An 18267-nucleotide genomic window follows, 5' to 3' on the forward strand; every position below is an offset into this window, starting at 1 on the left:
GTGCCCGGCCGGCGGTAAAGGAGCTCAGCCATGCGCCAGGCGATCGCCGGCCTCGATTTCGCCCCCATCCTGCCGCTCTGGCTGCTGGCCGCGCTAGCGCTTGTGGCACTGCTGGCGCTGGGCGTCGCCCTGTGGCGCCGGGCGCGGGGCGTCTGGTGGCGTGCCCTGTCCTTCGCCGTGCTGCTGCTGGCCCTGGGCAATCCGCGGCTGGTGGAGGAAACCCGGGAAACCCGCCCCGACATCGCCCTGCTGGTGCAGGACCGCAGCGATTCGGCGCGCATCGGCGGGCGGGCGGCGCAGATGGACGCGGCGCGGCAATCGATCGTGGAAGCGGCGTCGCGCATCCCCGACCTGGAATTGCGGGTGGTGGACCTGCCGGAAGGCGGCCAGCAGGGCACCCGGCTGTTTTCCGCCATCGATCGCGCCCTGGCCGACATTCCGCGTGCGCGCCTCGCCGGCGTGATCGCCCTGACCGACGGGCAGGCGCATGACGTGCCGGCGCAGCCCTCCTTCGAGGCGCCGCTGCACCTGGTGCTGCCGGGCCGGCCGGGCGAGACCGACCGCCGCATCCGCGTGATCGAGGCGCCGGGCTATGGCATCGTCGGCCGCAGCGTGGAGCTGCGGGTCGCGGTGGAGGATCTGGGTGCCCGCGAGCCCGGCGGCGCGGTGCGGCTGACGCTGCGCCGCGACGGCGTGCCGCCGCGGGTGGAAAGCGTGCCGGTCGGCCGCGAGCACCGCATCACCCTGCCGGTGGAGCGTGGCGGCCCCTCGGTGGTGGAACTGACCGCCGAGGAGCGCGGCGGGGAGGTTTCCACCCTGAACAACCGCGCCGTGGTCACCGTGAACGGCGTGCGCGACCGGCTGCGGGTGCTGCTGGTCTCGGGCGAGCCGCATTCGGGCGAGCGCACTTGGCGCCGGCTGCTGAAGGCCGACCCGAATGTGGACCTGGTTCACTTCACCATCCTGCGCCCGCCGGAGAAGGATGACCTGACGCCGCTGAACGAGCTGGCGCTGATCGCCTTCCCGGTGCGCGAGCTGTTCCAGGTGAAGCTGCGCGAATTCGACCTGATCGTGTTCGACCGCTTCTCCAACCGCGGCATCCTGCCGCCCCTCTACCTGCGCAACATCGCGGACTACGTGCGCTCGGGCGGGGCTCTGCTGATGTCGGCGGGGCCGGAGTTCATCGGCGCCAGCAGCCTAGCCGCCACGCCGCTGGGCCAGATCCTGCCGGCGCGGCCGCTCTCCGGCCAGGCGGCGGTGGCGGAGGGTGCGTTCCGCCCGCACGTCACCGAGGCCGGCGCGCGCCATCCCGTGACGGAGGGGCTCGCCGGCGCCAACCAGGGTGCCGCCCAGGCCTCCTGGGGTCATTGGTACCGCCACCTGCGCGCCGAGCCGCAGAGTGGCACCACGGTGATGAACAGCCCCGACGGCACGCCGCTGCTGCAGCTGGACCGGGTCGGGGAAGGCCGCGTCGCCCTGTTGCTGTCGGACCAGATCTGGCTGTGGTCGCGCGGCCATGACGGCGGCGGGCCGCAGGCCGAGCTGCTGCGCCGCGCCGCCCATTGGCTGATGAAGGAGCCAGAGCTGGAGGAGGAGGACCTGACCGCCCGCATCGAGGACGGCACGCTGCTGGTCACCCGCCGGTCCGTGGAGGCGGCGCCGCCGCCTGAGATCACCATCACCGCGCCGGACGGCACCACCCGCCGCGCCCGCGCCGAGGCCGGGCTGGGCGGCCGCGCCACCCTGTCCGTGCCGGCCGACCAGCCGGGGGTGTGGCAGGCCAGCGATGGCCGCCGCAGCGCCTTCGCTGCTGCCGCCGCCGCCAACCCGCCGGAAATGGCCGACCTGCGCGCCGATGCGGAGCGCGCCGGCCCGATCACCCGCGCCACCGGCGGCAGCGCGCACTGGCTCGGCCCCTTCGGCGACGGCGTCGGGCGGCCGGCGGTGCCGGAGCTGCGGCGCGTCGCGCTGGGCCGCGACGCCGCGGGCGCGAACTGGATCGGGCTGCGCCGCAACGAGGACCATCTGGTGACCGGCATTGCCGCCCTGCCGCTGCTGCCGCCCTGGCTGGCGCTGCCGCTGGTGCTGGGGCTGGCGCTGGTGGCCTGGCGGCGCGAAGGGCGCTGATATGCCTGCCCCTTGGACGCCATCGTCCGGCGCCTATGTGAGGATCCTCGGAGGAATATCGCAATGCGCCGCCTGATTCTCGCCCTGCCTGTGGTGCTGCTCGCCGCCTGCGCCGTCGGCCCGACCCTGGACCAGCAGCTTTCCACCTTTGTCGGCCAGAGCGAGGGCGACGTGGTGGCCCGCATGGGGGTGCCGGTGCGCACCTACGAGATCGAGGGCCGGCGCTTCCTGCAGTTCGAGCAGTACAGCACGGTGATGGTGCCCGGCGACCCGCTCTACTACGGCGGCTGGTACCGGCGGCATTGGGCGACGCCCTCCACCTATGCCCAGGTCCGCTGCGACATCACCTTCACGCTGCGCGCCGGGCGGGTGGAAAGCTACGCCGCGCGCGGCGATGGCTGCCGCTGACGCCGCCATCGCCCGGTTCCCTTTCGGCCGGGTTGTGCTCTAAGAAGGTCGCCATGCGCCGTTCCTGCACTGCACCGCTTCTTCTCGCCGCCGGCCTCCTGGGCTTGGCCATGCCGTCGCTGGCGCAGTCGCCGCTGGAAGGGAACCGCGGGATGCGCGGCCCGATCATGCCGGACACGCCCGCCACGGCCGCGCCGCGGCGCGACGCCCCGGCGCTGCCGGGCCTGGCCGGCCGCTCCACCCCGGCGCCGATCCCGGCCGAGCCGGGCCAGAACCTGGCCCCCAACGAGGCGCTGTTCGACGCCATTGACCGTGGCGACCTGGCGGCGGCGCGGGATGCCATGGCGCGCGGCGCCGACCTGAATGCCCGCAACGCGCTGGGACTGACGCCGCTGGATTCCTCGGTGGACCAGAACCGCAGCGAGATCACCTTCTTCCTGTTGTCCAACCGCCCGATGGTGGTGGGCGCGCCGCCGCCGGCGCCGCCCGGCAGCGCCGCGGCCGCCCGCAACGCACCCCTGGCGGCCCCGTCGCCGCAATTGATGCGCAGCCGCGCCGCCGCCGCGCCGCCGCGCCCGGCGGCCCCGCCGCCCGCCGCCGGCCGCTCCGCCGATGGCGGCGCGCCGCGGCCGGACAAGGGCTTCCTCGGATTCGATGCGGGGCGCGCCGGCGGCGGCTGAGCCGGTCCGCCGCCGCAACCATTCCGGCGCTGCCCGACTTTCCTCCTGATGGCCGCACGCGTCCCGGCGCGGGCAGGTGGCCGAAGCGGGAAGGGAGCACCCATGGCCTCGCCCAGGCTGCGTCGCGTCATTTTCTGGACCGGCCTTCCGGTGCTGGCCGTCGTGGTGCTGGTCGCCGTCTGGTCCTGGAGCTGGTTCATTCCCTTGATCGAGCGGCAGGCCTCCGCCGCGCTGGGCCGCCCGGTGAGCATCGGCGACCTCGACGTGGATCTGGGCCGGGTATCGGAAGTGGTGGTGGGCGACCTGCGCATCGATAACCCGGAGGGCTATCCGACGGATCCGCCCTTCGCGACGGTTCCGCGCCTCGCCCTGCGCATCGATGTCTGGGAATACATCCGCAGCCGCCGCATCGTGATCCCGGACATCACGGTGGACCGGCCGGCGGTGAGCCTGCTGGCGCGTGCCGAGGGTGACAACAACTACACCTTCGGCAACGGCCAGACCGACATCGACAACCAGACGCCGGAGGAAAGCGCCCCTCCGGTGATCCCGGAGATCGGCGCATTACGGGTGCGGGAGGGGCGGGTGCATGCCAAGCTCGACCCGCTGCGTTCCGACATGGAGCTGAAGATCGAGACGCGCGAGCCGGAAGGCCAGCCGTCCAGCCTGCACGTGACCGCTGATGGCCGCTATGCCGGCCAGCCGATCACCGGTGAGCTGGTGGGCGGCGCGGTGCTGTCGCTGCGGGACGAGAACAGCCCCTGGCCGATCCGCCTGAACCTGGCCAACGGCCCGACCAAGGTGGCGCTGGAGGGCACCGTGCGCGATCCGCTGCGCTTCGGCGGCGCCAATATCCGCCTCGATTTCTCCGGCCCCGACGCGGCGCTGCTGACGCCGCTGACCGGCGTGCCGATCCCGGCGACCCCGGCCTATCGCCTGGCTGGCAAGCTGGATTACGGCGAGGGCGCATTCCGCTTCTCCGACATTGACGGCAAGCTCGGCAACACCGACATCGCCGGCAGCATCGCCGTGGCGCCCAAGAGCCCGCGGCCCGAGGTGACCGCCGCGCTGCGCTCGCGCCGCGTCGACCTGACCGACCTCGCCGGCTTCATCGGCGGCACGCCGGAGGGCAAGGCGAAGCCGGCGCAGAACCGTGGCCGGGTGCTGCCCGATACCAAGATCAGCGTGCCGCGGCTGCGCTTCGCCGACGTGCATCTCACCTATGATGCCGGCCAGATCCGCGGTCAGGTCATGCCGCTGGACGACATGCATGTGAAGCTGGACATCGTCGATGGCGCGGTCGCCCTGAAGCCGATGCGCTTCGGCGTCGGCAAGGGGCGCATCGACGGCAATTTCGATCTGGCGCCGGATGGCGAGACGCTGTCGCTCAATGGCCGGGTGGAATTTCAGCGCGTCGACCTGTCCCGCCTGATGGGCGTCACGCCGATGGGCGAGGGGCAGGGCGCCATCGGCGGCCGCGCCAACATCCAGACGCGCGGCCGCAGCGTGGCGGAGATGCTGGCCAACGGCAATGGTGCGCTGACGCTCGGCATGGCGGGGGGCGACCTGTCGGCGCTGCTGGTGGACCTGTCCGGGCTGCAGATCGGCAACGCCGTTCTGTCCGCCCTGGGCCTGCCCAGCCGTACCCGCGTGCAGTGTTTCGTGGCCGATATGGGCCTGCGCCGCGGCGTGGTGCAAACCAAGACGCTGCTGATCGACACCGACGACTCGCTGATCTCCGGCAGCGGCGAGGTGGATCTGAAGGCGGAGAAGCTGGATTACGCCCTGCGCACCGAGGCCAAGAACTTCACCGTGGGCTCGCTGCCCACCGACATCCTGCTGCGCGGCACCTTCAGCAATCCCGCGGTGCGGCCCGAAATGGTGGAACTGGGCGCCCGCGCCGGTGCCGCGGTGGGGCTCGGCATCATCGCCCTGCCGCTGGCCATCCTGCCCACCATCCAGTTCGGCATCGGCGAGGACCACCGGTGCGAGGGGCTGGTGAAGCGGGCGCGCTGAGGGACGAAGCTCAGCCGCCGCGCAGATGTTCCTGCAGCCGCGGCATCAGCTCCACTAGGTTGCAGGGTTTGTGCCGGGCGTCGAGCTGGAAGCGCAGGATGTCATCCCAGCCATCCTTCACCGCGCCGGAGGAGCCCGGCAGCGCGAACAGGTAGGTGCCGCCGGCCACGCCGCCGATGGCGCGCGACTGGATGGTCGAGGTGCCGATCTTGGCATAGCTCAGCATGCGGAACAGCTCGCCGAAGCCCTCGATGCGCTTTTCCAGCACGCGGTCGAAGGCTTCCGGCGTCACGTCGCGGCCGGTGATGCCGGTGCCGCCGGTGGTGATGGCCACGTCCACCGCCGGGTCGGCGATCCAGCCGCGCAGCACCGCCTCGATGGCATCGGCGTCGTCGCGCACCAGCTGCCGGGCGTGCAGCCGGTGGCCGGCGGCGGCGATCCGCCCGGCCAGGATCTGTCCCGATGTGTCGCTGGCGAGGTCGCGCGTGTCGGACACGGTGAGCACCGCGATCGAGACCGGAAGAAAGGGCAGGGATTCGTCGATCGGCATGGCGTGTCCTTTCCGCTGCGGCGAAGCGCCCTCAGCCCTCCCCGGCCAGCCGGGTGCAGTCGCGCCCGGCCCGCTTGGCGGCATAGAGCGCCGCGTCCGCCGCTTCAATCAGCGCTTCCGCCTCCGCCGGGCCGTCCGGGCCGGCATTGCTGGCGACGCCCGCGCTGAACGACACGGTGAAGCGCGAGCGGTCCGTCTCGAAGGGCAGGGCGGTGAAGCGGCGGCGCACCTGATCGATGGCGGCGCGCGCCGCCTCCGCCTCGGTGCCCATCAGCAGCACGCCGAATTCTTCGCCGCCATAGCGGCCGATCACGTCGGTGCGGCGCAGCCGCTTCTGCAGGCTGCGCGCCAGGGAGCGGATCACCCGGTCGCCCACCAGATGCCCGTGCTGGTCGTTGACTTGCTTGAAGTGGTCGAGGTCCAGCAGCGCCAGACTGACCACGCCGCCTTCCCGCCGGCAGCGATGCAGCTCCAGGCTCAGCCTTTCCTTGAAGCGGCCATGGTTCAGCAGGCCGGTCAGGCTGTCGCTTTCCATCACGGCGCGCAGTGACCGCGCCCGCTCGGCGCGCAGCCGCACCAGGGTGGCGAGCCGGCCGAGATCCACCGGCTTGGCGATGAAATCATCGCCCCCCAGGCGCCGCGCCTGGATCTGCCGCGCCGCGTCCTGCTCGGCCGACAGGAACAGCAGCGGCAGCGACATGTGCCGCCGCGTCTGGCGGATCACCCGGGCCAGCTCGATGCCGTCGATGCCCGGCATCTGCAAATCCATCAGCACCAGATCGGGACTGGCACCGGCAATGGCGTCCAGCACGCGCGAGGGGTCGCTGATGGCGCTGGCGTCCATGCCGGCCTGGCGCAGCGCCATGGCATAGGTCTCGGCCAGCACCGAATCATCATCCACCACCAGGATGCACAAAGTGGCATCGCGGCGATGGCTGGCGAACTGGTCCAGCCAGTCGGCCAGCTCGTTGGTTTCCAGCGGCTTCGGCACGATGGCGCTGACCCCGGCGCGGGCAGCCGCCAGCCGGGCCTCGAAGCTGCTGTCATCGGCCAGCAGGATCACCGGGCAGCGCGCCGACAACACCCGGCAGGTGTCCAGCGCCTGCGGCAGGGCCGCGTCGACCACGGCGGCGGCCATGCGCTGCGCCGGCGGCGGCGCCGCCGCCCCCCGCAGCACGGCGTAGCCCAGGTTGCTGACCAGCGCAGCCAGGCCCGATTGCGCGGCATCGGCGGTGCAGACCAGCACGGGGTCGGCGGCCTCGCCCGGGGTGGCGGAGGGCGGCTCCGGCGGCTCGTCCAGTACGCTGGCGCCGCATTCCAGCGCCGCCACCAGGCTGGCGATCAGCTTGTGCGCCTGGTTGACCCGCTCGGCATCCGGCGCGCTGCTGTCGGCCAGGCCGGCCAGCACCAGTTCCAGCGGTGCCGCCGCCGCCGATAGCGCGGGAAAGCCGAAGGTGCCGCCGGCGCCCGCCAGCCGGTGCGCCACCGAGGCCAGCTCGCCGATGCCGGTGCGGGTGACGGCGTCCCAGGGGCGCAGCGTCAGGGTCTTCCAGGCCGTAGTCAGGTCGGCCACGCGCTCGCCCAGGCGGCGCACGCCGTCGGCCCGCATGCGCCGCAGCGCATCGCGCGTCTCGGCTTCCATGGCGGCGGATTCAATCATGGCGGCGCTCCCAGATCGCGCGCACGCCGCTCGACAGGGTCATCGGATCGAACGGCTTCGAGATCACGTCCAGGCTGCCCAGCGCCTTGTAGCGCTGCACCTCCTGCGGCTGAACCTTGGCGGTCATGAAGATCGCGGGCACGGCCTCCAGCCCGGGCAGGGCCCGCAGCCGAGCCAGGGTGGTCGGGCCGTCCATGCCGGGCATCATCACGTCCAGCAGAAACAATTGCGGCGCGAAGCCGAGTGCCTTGTCCAGCGCTTCCCGCCCGGAGGCGCAGGGTTCCACCGTGAAGCCGCCCACCGCCTTCAGCGCGAAGCCGGCCAGGGTGCGGATGTCGTCGTCATCCTCGACATAGAGAATGCGCTCCAGCACGGCGCTCACGCTACACCGTCCGTGGTGGCCGGCTGCGCCTCGATCAGGTGGCGGATGGTGTCGTGCAGGGTGTTGTTCTCCGTCCGGCTCTTGACCAGCGCGGCGGCCACGCTGCTGGCGGTCTGCGCATCGGTGTCGCTGGCCGAGAAGATCAGCACCGGCGGCGGCGGCTGCAGCGCGCGAATGTCGGGCAGCAGGTCGAGGCCGTTGCCGTCGGGCAGGCCCAGATCGATCACCACCAGGGCGAAGCGGGTATCGCCGGCCAGCGCGGCGCGCGCCTCGGCCAGGCTGCGCGCCGGGGCCATGCGGGCCTCGTCGCCCATCACGGCAGCCAGCACGCGGCGGATATCGTCGTCATCCTCGACATGCAGGATCTCGGCCGGCCCCTCGCTGGTGCGCAGCGCCTGCAACAGGGCGGCGCGCAGCCGGCCCTGGTCAATCGGCTTGTCCAGCCAGTCCACCACGCCGACGGCATCGCCATTGAGGGTGCGCCGCCCGTCATCGGCGGTGGCGGAGATCACCACCACCGGCAGGACGCTGCCATCCGGCCGCTGCCGCAGCCGGCGGAACAGGGAAATGCCGTCCTCGTCCGGCAGCATCAGGTCCAGGGTCAGGGCGTCGAAGGCTTCCTCGTCCAGCGCAGCGAAGGCCTCGGTGGCGTTGCGGGCGATGCGGCCGCTCCAGCCATGCTGGTCCAGCAGCATGTGCAGCAGCTGCGCCACGTCGGCATCGTCCTCGATGATCAGGGCGCGGCGGCGGCGGCCCGGCTCGGCGGGGGGCAGGGCGGCACGCTCCACCAGCCGGGGCAGCGAGAAGAAGAAGCAGGTGCCGCCGCCCGGCGCGTCCTCGAAGCCGATCTGGCCGCCATGGTGCTCGACGATGGCGCGGCTGATCGACAGGCCGAGGCCGGTGCCGCCCTTCTGGCGCACATCGGAGGAATCCGCCTGGGCGAAGCGCTGGAAGATGCGGCGGCGGAACTCGGGCGGGATGCCGGCGCCGTGGTCGCGGATGCGGAAGGTGGCGTTGCCGGCATCCACCACGAGGACGACCTCCACCGTACCGCCGGCCGGCGAGAACTTCGCGGCATTGGACAGCAAATTGGCCAGCACCTGCTGGATGCGCTGCACATCCGCGTACACGGCGGCGTCCTCGGCCGGCGGGGTGAAGGCGAAGCGCACGCCGAACTGCTCGCCATAGGCCCGGTTGGTGGCCACCGCCTGCTCCAGCAGATCCCGCGCCAGGACGCGCTCGCGGCGGAATTCCAGGCGGCCGGCCTCCATCTTCTCGATGTCGAGGATATCGTTGACCAGCAGCACCAGCCGCTCGGAATTCTTGTGCGCGATGTCGAGCAACTCGCGCGCCTGGGCCGGCACGGCGCCGGCGACGCCGCCGGTGACCAGGCCAAGCGAGGCGCGGATCGAGGTCAGCGGCGTGCGCAGCTCATGGCTGACGGTGGAGATGAACTCGTTCTTCATCTCGTCCAGCCGCCGCCGCTCGGTGACGTCGCGCAGCACGCAGACGCTGCCGACCTCGCCCTCCTGCTCGTAGCGGCCGACCGACAGCTCAACGGGAAAGCTGGAGCCGTCGGCGCGGCGCGCCTGCACCTCGCCCTGGCGCCGGCCGAAGGTGGGGATCAGCGCCTGCACCGGCTGGCCCAGCAGCGCCGCCAGGTTCTGGCCGAACTGCTCGGCGGCGGCGTCATTGGCCAGCTGGATGCGGTCGGCACCGTCCAGCAGCAGGATCGGGTCGCGCGCGTGGTCGAGAATGGATTGCAGCCGGCCGCGGCTCGCTGACAGGCTGGCATTGGCCGCCACGGTGGCGCGCTGGGACGCTTCCAGAACGGCGTAGCGGTTGTTGATGCCCTGGCGGTAATGGTGCAGCAGCCACAGCGCGCCGATTCCCAGCAGCAGGCTGACGCCGAACAACCCCGCCATGATCATGCGGGCCTGTTCCGCACGCCTCGAGTGAGCCCGGGTGAACTGCGCCAGGTGGTCGCGTTCCCATGCGGTGATGCGGTCGGCCAGTTGCAGCAGCGCCTGCCGTTCGGCCCCGATCTCGCGGATCAGCATCAGCACGTCCACGCCTCGATCGGCGCCGCTGAAGCGCAAGGTCTGCTCCAGCCGCGCCATCATCACGCCGGTGCGCTCGCGCAGCGCCTGGGCGGTGGCGGCCTGCTCCGGCACATTCTTCACTTCCTCCTGCAGGCGGGCCAGCCCGGTGTCCAGCCGCTCCTGCGTGCGGCGGAACACCAGGCGGAACGGCCCGGGATCTCCGAACAGCACCTGGTTGCGCGCCGCCACGGCCTCGAACAGCATGCCCCGGAGGTCAAGCAGCATCTCCACCACGTGTTGACTTCGGGTGACGGCCAGCCGCTGCACCCTGGCGTCATCCATCACCCTCAACGCGAGATGGCCGCCACCCAGGAACAACCCCGCCAGCAAGGTCGCCGCGCCCAAGGTGATATAACCGGAGCGGCCGAGCGGGGTTGCCATGATGCGTCTGGACCTTCGCAAGGTGGAACGGACTACAGGGCGCGACTCGCCCTGCCGGCCGGAAACGGGCCGGAACGCAATTCACACTTCCGAGACCATGAATGCAACCACGATCATTGTGTGTCGTGGTTTCGCGCCTGACGAGAGGAGGCCGGGCGCCTTCCCGTGTTTAGCGGGCGGCGGTGCGCGCGGCGCCGCGCTGCGGAACAGGCCGCTGCGCCACCGCCCCGGCCGGCGGCCGGAAGCGCGGGAACTCGCCCTGCGCCATGTCGTCCAGGCTGGGGGAAGGGAGGCCGAGCCGGCTGGCATAGATCCAGGAATAGCTCAGCACGCGCTGCACGAAGTTCCGGGTTTCCGCCACCGGGATCGATTCGATGAACAGGAATGGATCATCCTGGTGCCGCACATTGGGCGCCCAGCGGCCCACATTGCCCGGACCATTGTTGTAGGCGGCGAGCAGACGGATCAGATTGCCATCCACCACTTCCCGCGCCGTCAGGTGGTGCAGATAGCGCTGCGCCAGTTCCAGCGAGAGGGCCGGGTCGTGCAGCCGGCGCATGCCGCTGCCATTCAGGCTGCTGTCGCCGGTGATGAAGGCGGCGGTGGCCGGCATGATCTGCATCAGCCCGCGCGCACCGGCGGGGGAGACGGCCCTGGAATCGAAGCGGGATTCCTGCAGCGCCAGCCCATACAGCAGCGCCGGGTCGACGCGGAAGCCGCCGGCCGGCTCCAGCGGCGGCAGCGGGAAACGGTCATAGTCGCGCGGGCGGCCATCGGTGGTCTGCACCAGCCCGGCGACCTGCGCCGCCAGATCGGTCAGCCCGGCCTGGCTGGCCACCGCCAGCACGGCGCGCAGCAGCGAAGGATTGCCCTTGGCTACCGGCCAGAGCCGGCGCAGCTCGCGCTCGGCCCGGTCGCGCTGGCCGATCTGCAGCAGGGCGAGCGCGCGCCAGCCGGCGGCGGTTTCGGCCAGGGCGGCCCCTTCGGCGGCGCCGGCGGTGTCCCGCTCCCAGGCGAAGCCGGGGCTGAGGCCCAGCACGCGGCGGGCGATCAGCCCGTAGAAGCTGCGCGGCTCCTGCGCCGCCTGCAGCATCCACGGCACATAAAGCTGCGGTCGACGGGTGCGGATGGCGGCGCGGGCGGTCCAGAACGCGGCGGCAGCGCGCAGCGCGGGCGTGGTGCTGGTGGCGCGGGCAGCGGCCTCGAACTGGCCCAGCGCCAGCTCGATGCGACCGCTGCCCCAGGCGGCGAGGCCGGCGATATAGGCGGGCTGGGCCAGTTGCGGGTTGCGGCGCGCTAGGTCGGCGGCGAGGCGGTAGGCCTCCTCGTCACGGCCGGCCTGGAACGCGGCCAGCGCCGCGTCGATGCCGCTGCCGGCATCGCGGCTGGCATTGGCCGGGGCGGTGGCGCGGTCCTCCGGCGCCAGCTCCAGCTCGGCGGGCAGCGATTCGTCCACGGGGGCGGGCGGCCGCGGCGCGTTCTGCGGCAGGCGGCGCCGCAGCAGGGCGTGCACCGCACCGGCGTCGGGCAGATCCGAATGGCGGGGCAGCCAGTCCTGCAGGCTATCCAGATCCGGTTGCGGCGCGCCCGGGCGCTGCCAGCGATCGGCCAGCACGTGCCCGATCAGCCGCCGGTCCTCCAGCCGCCGCGTTTCCGCCTCGGCCCCGGCGAAGTCGCCCTGCTGCTGCAGGGCGAAGATCTGCCGCAGCCGGGCCGCATCGGACGGCGCGAGGGGTTGCGGCAGGCCGGGAACGCCGTCGCCCAGCCCCGGACGCGGCACGCTCAGGGCCTGTTCCACCAAGGCCTGTTTCGCAGGGGCCTGTTCGGCCGGACGCTGTTTCACGACGCCCGGGGACGCGGATCGGGCCGCGGGGCGGCTGGCTCGGTCCGGGATGACGGTCTCTCCGGCCCGTTGCGCCAGGGCCGGGACCTGAGCCCCGACACACAGCGACGCCGCCCATCCCAGGCCGAGAATCAGGGCGGGTGTGCGAAGGGCCATGGTGCAGATCGCTCTCATGGTCACCCAGGCGTTAACGGCGCCATTCGGAGAGAGCAAGTTCAAAGCGTGAGACGATTCACGGAAGAAAAGACAGCATATCGTTAATTCAACATGTTGCGATACGAGGTTGTATCACGAGGTTGTCATGACCTTCAGGTTGATAGAGCTTCGCCATCCAGGCTGCGGCGCAGCAGCAGCAGGTCGGTCCAGGAATCGCGCTTGGCGGCCGGGTTGCGCAGCAGATAGGCCGGATGCCAGCTGGGCAGCGCCGGCGTCATCTCCAGCCCCTGATCCGGATCGGCGGCGACCTCGTGCCAGCGGCCGCGCAGCCGGGTGATGCCCTCCCGCCGCCGCAGCAACGCCTTGGCCGAGACGCCGCCCAGCATCAGCACGAAGCGCGGCCGCACCAGGGCGATGTGGCGCAGCACCAGCGGCAGGAACAGGTTGACCTCGGCATCGGTGGGGTTGCGGTTGCCGGGTGGCCGCCAGGGCAGGATGTTGGTGATGTAGACGGCGCGTGCCGGGTCGTCCTGCGTGCGGTCCAGCCCGATGCTGGCCAGCATGCGATCCAGCAACTGCCCGGACACGCCGACAAAGGGACGACCGAGCCGGTCCTCGTCCGCGCCGGGGGCCTCGCCCACCAGCATCACCGGTGCCCGCGGGTTGCCATCGGCGAAGACCAGGTTGGTGGCGGTGTCGCGCAGCGGCGTGTCCACGCCGCGCACCGCCTCGCGCAGCGCATCCAGACTGTCGGCGGCCGCGGCCAGGGCGGCGGCGTCGCGCAGCGCCGGGATCAGGGTGGCCGCCGGGGGCGGGGCACGACGGGCCGGGGCTCGGGCCGGGGCCGGGGACGGTGCCAGAGTGGGGATGGGGTCGGCGGGCGGGGCGGCGGCTCCGGACGCCGGCGCCGCGGGCTGCGGCCGGGCGGCCAGGCGATCGGCCGGCATCTCCAGCAGCGCCTCGTCGGCGCCCCATTCCAGCTGCAGCCGCAGCGCCGCCAGAAGGGCGGCGGAGGCGGGATCGGAGTGCGGGGATGGGGGCTGCGCGGGGCTCATCTCGGCCCCAGATATCGACGGGGCGGAGGGTTCCGCGCAAGCGCCGATCACGCTAAGGCCGGCCAGGGAGTGTTGGCTGCGATGCGCCACGAACAAGGGAGAGGGACAGGGCGTGAGTGAACGCGAGAGCATGGAATTCGATGTGCTGGTGGTCGGTGCCGGCCCCGCCGGCCTGGCGGCGGCGATCCGGCTGAAGCAGCTCTCGCCCGACACTTCGGTGTGCGTGGTGGAGAAGGGCTCCGAGGTCGGCGCACATATTTTGTCGGGCGCCGTGATCGAGCCGCGCGCGCTGGATGAGCTGATTCCCGACTGGCGCGACGATCCGCCCGGGCTGACCACGCCGGCCGCCGATGACAGCTTCATGTTCCTGACCGAGACCAGGGCCTTCAAGCTGCCGACGCCGCGGCAGATGAACAACCACGGCAATTACGTGGTGTCTCTCGGCAATGTGTGCCGCTGGCTCGGCGCCCGGGCCGAGGCGCTGGGGGTCGAGATCTATCCCGGCTTCGCCGCGTCCGAGACGATCATCGAGGACGGCGTGGTGAAGGGCATCGTCGCCGGGGTGATGGGCATCACCCGGGAAGGCGAGCAGGGGCCGAACTACCAGGCCGGCATGGAGCTGCGCGCCCGCTACACGCTGTTCGGCGAGGGCTGCCGCGGCTCCCTGACCAAGAAGCTGGAAGCGCTGTACGGCCTGCGGGAGGGGGTGCAGCCGCAGACCTATGCGCTCGGCATCAAGGAGCTGTGGGAGATTCCCAAGGAGCGGCACACGCCGGGCAAGGTGTGGCATTCGGTGGGCTGGCCGCTGAGCTCCGACACCTATGGCGGCGCCTGGGTCTACATGCTGGGCGAGAACCTGCTCTCGATCGGCTTTGTGGTGGGTCTCGACTACCCGAACACCTGGTTGTCGCCATTTGACGAGATGCAGCGCTTCAAGACCCATCCGGAAGTGCGCAAGATGCTGGAGGGCGGCAAGCGCATCGCCTATGGCGCGCGGGCGCTGAACGAGGGCGGGCTGCAATCCATCCCCCGTCTGGCCTTCCCGGGCGGCGTGCTGATCGGCGACGGGGCGGGGTTCCTGAACGTGCCCAAGATCAAGGGCACCCACACCGCCATGAAGTCCGGCATGCTGGCCGCCGAGGCTGCCGCCGCCGCCCTGGCGCAGGCCGCGCCGCCGCCCGTGCTCTCGGCCTACCCCGAGGCGCTGCGCGCCAGCTGGGTGTGGGAGGAGCTGACCGCGGTGCGCAACATCCGGCCCGGCTTTGCCAAATGGGGCTTCTATGGCGGCATGGTGAATGCGGCGCTCGACACCTACCTGTTCCGCGGCAAGGCGCCCTGGACCATGGCGCACCACGCCGACCACAGCGCCACCCGGTCGGCTAACAACAGCCGCCGCATCCCGTATCCGAAGCCGGATGGCAAGTTGACCTTCGACCGGCTGTCCTCGGTGTTTCTGTCCAACACCAATCACGAGGAAGACCAGCCGCCGCACCTGGTGCTGAAGAACCCCGCCGCCTGGAAGACGGTGAACTGGGATGTCTATCGGGCGCCGGAAAGCCGCTACTGCCCGGCCGGGGTGTACGAGGCCGTGGGCGTGGAGGAAGGTCAGCCGCGCCTGGTGATCAACGCGCAGAACTGCGTTCATTGCAAAACCTGCGACATCAAGGACCCGTCGCAGAACATCGACTGGCAGACGCCGGAGGGCGCCGGCGGACCGAACTACATCGGCGGCATGTAGCGCAAGCGAGGTGGCGGGCCGCAAAAGCGGCGGCCCGAGCAGCGGTGCCGGCACAAAAATGGCGTGCCGGCATCAAATCCGCCTCAGCGCCATTGCTTCCGGCGCCAGAAAAGCGGAAAAAATGTGGCACGCTGACATGTGGGCCACCTCGTATGCCTGTGTATCTGCGTTTTCATGACTAACTAAGAGTTCTGGCGCCACTCTGGCGGCAGCCGCATCTCGTGCCTCACGCCATGGCCGGGTCTGCCGCCATCCGGCGGGCCGATCTTCACCTCGATGAAGTCTGAGCTTTGTTTCGCATGAACATCTCTGTTTCGCCCGCCGATCTGTTGAACCAGGAACAAGCCCATTCCGATCCCGGCATAGTGTGGCTGCATCCCGCCTTCTGTCGTCTTGGCCTGCCCTTGTTGCCGGCCCAGGGCGCCTGGCAGCGGGAGGCCGAGGGAACCGGCGTGGCCCTGGATGCCGCCGATGGGCAGTCGCTGCCGTCGGGCTGGTGTCTCCGCCTGCTGTTGATGCATTTCTGTGACAGCGCCGTGCGCTCGCAGGATGCCGCGGTGGATCTGGGCGCCGATATCACGGCCCTGGCGACGCAGCTCGGCGTGCCGGCTACCACGCCGGTGCTCGACGAGGTGCGCACACAGCTCGAAGCCCTGTTGCAGGCGCGGCTGACGGTGGCGGAGGACGCACAGGCGCCGCTCGGTGTGCTGGATGCGCGCGGCCGTGGCAAGGCGGCGGCGTGGCGGCCGCGCATTCGTCTGAATTCCCGCTTTCTCGCCAGCCTGCTGCGCCAGGCGGTGCCGCTGGATCGCCGCGTCGTCACCGCGCTTGCGGCTGAACCGCTGGCGCTCGACGCGCATGGCTGGATCCGCAGCCTGCGCCAGGGTCAGGCGGCCGGCACCACCATCACCACCGGCTGGAACAGCCTGCTGCGCCGCTTCGGCGCGCCGAACCAGGACCTGCCAGCCTTCCGCGCCGCCTTCGAGGACGCGTTGCGGATGGTGTTCGCGCTGGATTTCTCGATCTCCCTTGCCGCAGATGACGAAGGCGTGACGGTGGGCGAGGCCGCCGGATCCGAGGCGCCGCCGCCGGCACCAGACGTCGCCCCGCCCCAGCCGGCCCTGCCCGAGGCGGCGCCTCCGGTGGAGGAGGCGCCGCGCGCAAGGACCCCCCGCGCGGCAGCGCGAGCGGTGGCTCCCCCAGAGGCACCCCCGGCAGAGGCACCCCCGGCAGCGGCACCTGCGGCAGCGGCACCTGCGGCGGCTCCTCCGGTGGAGGCGGCGCCGGCTTCTGCGGCGGCCTCCGAAACGGCGGCCGGTGCGCCGGCGGCATCGGCCGGTCCGCGCCGGCTGGGCAGCAGCGTCAGCCTGCGCCAGTCGCTCACCGGCCTGCCGGTGGTGGTGTGGCTGCGACGCGGCACGGGAGAGGAGCCGCTGGTGATCGGCGTGACGCCCGGCCCGCGCATGGAAACGGACCGGCTGACCGTGCTGATGCTGGAGCCGATGATGATGCAGGTGAGCGGCGGCCTGAACCAGCGCGAGTTCGATCAGGTCTCGGCCTGGGTCGCCACCAACCGCGATCTGATCGATCAGTTCTGGGACGGCGAGTTCGACACCTTCGAGGAGGTGACGGGCCGGGTTCGCAAAACTCCGGCCGCCAATTGGCGCATGGCCTGAGGCGGCCTGTTCCAGCCGGACATTGGCGCTGCGCGTCCCTGGCGCGGTTTGCGCCACCGGCTTCACCCACAGGGTGCATAGCCGCTTCACCGCGCCGGCGTCGCGCAGGAACGCGGTCAGCACCGCGTCGGGCTGGTTGCAGATGGCGGCCAGCGTGCCGTTCGGCGCCGGGACGCCGCGCCAGCAATAGAATCTGGAATTCGGCAACCGCACCCGATCAGCGTCGGGATCTCCGGCGCCAGGTCGGAGCGCCGCCGCATCCTGCACCGTTCCGCAACGGGATGTGCCCCGATGCTGATGTCCCGGATGATGATGATCAAGGAACGGGATGCTGCGCGAGGTTTCCCCGATCCCGCCGGAATGCAGCAGCACACTGGATGAATGGGAAGCGCGGAGGCTCCGAGCCCGTTCGCCCCTAGAATCCGCCTTCGTTCCGGCCGGCGGGAAGAACCGCGTGGCAACAGGCTTTTCTGCTTCCGCCGGAGCGCCTCAGCGCGAGTCCAGCGCCGCCGCCTGCTCCTCGCTGAGCGGCAGCAGCGGCGGGCGCAGCCGCATCCAGCCCAGCTTGCCGGTGCGTGCCGCCGTCATCGCCTTCAGCGACGCGATCTGCGGAAAGCGGGACGCTGTTTCCCGCGCGGCGACGATGCGCGCCTGCGCCGCATCCACCTCGGCCGACATCGCATCGTCCAGCGCATGGCGGAACACGATGGCGAGGTCGCGCGCCACGAGGTTGGCGGTGGCGGTGATGCAGCCGGCGCCGCCCCTGCGCCGCAGCGGCAGCAGCACCGGATCGGCACCGGCCAGCACGGAGAAGCCCGGGAACCGCGCCACCATGGCTTCCATGTTGGCGAGGTCGCCGGAGGAATCCTTGATGCCGACCACCGTCTCGGGAAAGGCCACGATCAGCCGTTCGATCACCGCGTGGGAGATCGGCACCGCCGACATCTGCGGGATGTGGTACAGCACGACGCGCAGCCGGGCGTCGCCGATGCGCTGCAGGATCTCGGAATAGGCGGCGAACACCCCGTCATCGGAAACGCCCTTGTAATAGAAGGGCGGCAGCATGACGACGGTGGACACGCCGCAGGACAGGGCGTGCCTCGTCAGCGCCACCGTTTCGCTGAAGGCGGCGACACCGGTGCCGGGCAGCAGCGTGTCCGGCGGGATGCCGGCGGCCACGGTGTCCTCCAGCAGCCGCTTGCGCTCGTCGACCGAGAAGGAATTGGCCTCCCCCGTGGTGCCGAGCATGGCGATGCCGTCGCAACCTTCCGCCAGCAGCCATCTCGCATGCTCGGCGAATTCGACATGGTCGGGCAGCAGCTCGGAGGTGAGCGGCGTCAGCGCGGCGCTGAATACGCCGGTTGGGCCCTTGAACGGCGTAGCAGATTGTTCGGCGGCGAGGCTCATGCGGCGTGCTCCTGGACCGAGGCGCCGGAAACCCGGCTCTCGGGAACGGTGACGTGTTTGATGACCCGGCGGTGGACAGTGTCGGC

13 protein-coding genes are annotated in these 18267 nt (G+C 71.4%); 6 read left to right on the forward strand and 7 right to left on the reverse strand.

Annotation, left to right across the window (positions count from 1 at the left end):
• Positions 1 to 30 precede the first annotated feature (30 nt).
• The 4 genes from D2K64_RS11080 (at position 31) to D2K64_RS11095 (ending at position 5231) form a co-directional block, all read left to right on the forward strand.
• On the forward strand, positions 31 to 2127 hold the full coding sequence (locus D2K64_RS11080; RefSeq protein ID WP_120008413.1) for a hypothetical protein: 2097 nt from the start codon (positions 31 to 33) through the stop codon (positions 2125 to 2127).
• Between the two features lie 63 nt (positions 2128 to 2190).
• Positions 2191 to 2535, forward strand: a complete 345-nt coding sequence (locus D2K64_RS11085) for a hypothetical protein (RefSeq protein ID WP_120008414.1) — start codon at positions 2191 to 2193, stop codon at positions 2533 to 2535.
• Positions 2536 to 2588: 53 nt separating this feature from the next.
• Positions 2589 to 3215 carry an ankyrin repeat domain-containing protein gene (locus D2K64_RS11090; protein ID WP_120008415.1) on the forward strand — a complete coding sequence of 209 codons (627 nt, stop codon included), beginning with the start codon at positions 2589 to 2591 and terminating at the stop codon, positions 3213 to 3215.
• 102 nt (positions 3216 to 3317) lie between these two features.
• Complete coding sequence (locus tag D2K64_RS11095) at positions 3318 to 5231, forward strand: AsmA family protein (protein WP_120008416.1); 1914 nt, start codon at positions 3318 to 3320, stop codon at positions 5229 to 5231.
• 10 nt (positions 5232 to 5241) lie between these two features.
• Here D2K64_RS11095 and moaB read toward each other — a convergent pair whose 3' ends face one another.
• From moaB to D2K64_RS11125, 6 genes are all read right to left on the reverse strand, one after another.
• Positions 5242 to 5781 carry a molybdenum cofactor biosynthesis protein B gene (moaB, locus tag D2K64_RS11100; RefSeq protein WP_120008417.1) on the reverse strand — a complete coding sequence of 180 codons (540 nt, stop codon included), beginning with the start codon at positions 5779 to 5781 and terminating at the stop codon, positions 5242 to 5244.
• A 31-nt stretch (positions 5782 to 5812) separates the two neighbouring features.
• Positions 5813 to 7441, reverse strand: a complete 1629-nt coding sequence (locus tag D2K64_RS11105) for a diguanylate cyclase (protein WP_120008418.1) — start codon at positions 7439 to 7441, stop codon at positions 5813 to 5815.
• Positions 7434 to 7823, reverse strand: a complete 390-nt coding sequence (locus tag D2K64_RS11110) for a response regulator (RefSeq protein WP_120008419.1) — start codon at positions 7821 to 7823, stop codon at positions 7434 to 7436. The genes D2K64_RS11105 and D2K64_RS11110 overlap by 8 nt, the downstream gene beginning before the upstream one ends.
• Positions 7820 to 10306 (reverse strand): ATP-binding response regulator, encoded by a 2487-nt coding sequence (locus tag D2K64_RS11115; RefSeq protein WP_120008420.1) that lies wholly within the window; start codon positions 10304 to 10306, stop codon positions 7820 to 7822. Before D2K64_RS11115 ends, D2K64_RS11110 begins: the two co-directional genes overlap by 4 nt.
• A gap of 169 nt (positions 10307 to 10475) precedes the next feature.
• Positions 10476 to 12104, reverse strand: a complete 1629-nt coding sequence (locus D2K64_RS11120; RefSeq protein WP_238384140.1) for a lytic transglycosylase domain-containing protein — start codon at positions 12102 to 12104, stop codon at positions 10476 to 10478.
• 353 nt (positions 12105 to 12457) lie between these two features.
• On the reverse strand, positions 12458 to 13360 hold the full coding sequence (locus D2K64_RS11125) for a uracil-DNA glycosylase (protein WP_202910633.1): 903 nt from the start codon (positions 13358 to 13360) through the stop codon (positions 12458 to 12460).
• Between the two features lie 130 nt (positions 13361 to 13490).
• On the opposite strand from D2K64_RS11125, the gene D2K64_RS11130 reads away from it, so the two are divergent.
• A complete protein-coding gene (locus D2K64_RS11130; protein ID WP_120008421.1) occupies positions 13491 to 15098 on the forward strand; it encodes an electron transfer flavoprotein-ubiquinone oxidoreductase in 1608 nt (535 codons plus the stop codon).
• 299 nt (positions 15099 to 15397) lie between these two features.
• Entirely contained in the window at positions 15398 to 16774 is a 1377-nt protein-coding gene (locus tag D2K64_RS11135) for a replication initiation protein (protein WP_157985810.1), read from the forward strand.
• Between the two features lie 489 nt (positions 16775 to 17263).
• Here D2K64_RS11135 and D2K64_RS11140 read toward each other — a convergent pair whose 3' ends face one another.
• Positions 17264 to 18181 carry a dihydrodipicolinate synthase family protein gene (locus D2K64_RS11140; protein ID WP_120008423.1) on the reverse strand — a complete coding sequence of 306 codons (918 nt, stop codon included), beginning with the start codon at positions 18179 to 18181 and terminating at the stop codon, positions 17264 to 17266.
• Positions 18182 to 18267: the final 86 nt, after the last annotated feature.

Source organism: Teichococcus vastitatis (assembly GCF_003604215.1).
Classification (GTDB): domain Bacteria; phylum Pseudomonadota; class Alphaproteobacteria; order Acetobacterales; family Acetobacteraceae; genus Pseudoroseomonas; species Pseudoroseomonas vastitatis.

What these genes read in the sequence shown, in the direction of transcription:
- D2K64_RS11080 (WP_120008413.1), top strand. Translation starts at nt 31, where the DNA reads ATGCGCCAGGCGATCGCCGGCCTCGATTTCGCCCCCATCCTGCCGCTC.
- D2K64_RS11085 (WP_120008414.1), top strand. Translation starts at nt 2,191, where the DNA reads ATGCGCCGCCTGATTCTCGCCCTGCCTGTGGTGCTGCTCGCCGCCTGC.
- D2K64_RS11090 (WP_120008415.1), top strand. Translation starts at nt 2,589, where the DNA reads ATGCGCCGTTCCTGCACTGCACCGCTTCTTCTCGCCGCCGGCCTCCTG.
- D2K64_RS11095 (WP_120008416.1), top strand. Translation starts at nt 3,318, where the DNA reads ATGGCCTCGCCCAGGCTGCGTCGCGTCATTTTCTGGACCGGCCTTCCG.
- moaB (WP_120008417.1), bottom strand. Translation starts at nt 5,781, where the DNA reads ATGCCGATCGACGAATCCCTGCCCTTTCTTCCGGTCTCGATCGCGGTG.
- D2K64_RS11105 (WP_120008418.1), bottom strand. Translation starts at nt 7,441, where the DNA reads ATGATTGAATCCGCCGCCATGGAAGCCGAGACGCGCGATGCGCTGCGG.
- D2K64_RS11115 (WP_120008420.1), bottom strand. Translation starts at nt 10,306, where the DNA reads ATGGCAACCCCGCTCGGCCGCTCCGGTTATATCACCTTGGGCGCGGCG.
- D2K64_RS11125 (WP_202910633.1), bottom strand. Translation starts at nt 13,360, where the DNA reads ATGAGCCCCGCGCAGCCCCCATCCCCGCACTCCGATCCCGCCTCCGCC.
- D2K64_RS11130 (WP_120008421.1), top strand. Translation starts at nt 13,491, where the DNA reads ATGGAATTCGATGTGCTGGTGGTCGGTGCCGGCCCCGCCGGCCTGGCG.
- D2K64_RS11135 (WP_157985810.1), top strand. Translation starts at nt 15,398, where the DNA reads ATGAACATCTCTGTTTCGCCCGCCGATCTGTTGAACCAGGAACAAGCC.
- D2K64_RS11140 (WP_120008423.1), bottom strand. Translation starts at nt 18,181, where the DNA reads ATGAGCCTCGCCGCCGAACAATCTGCTACGCCGTTCAAGGGCCCAACC.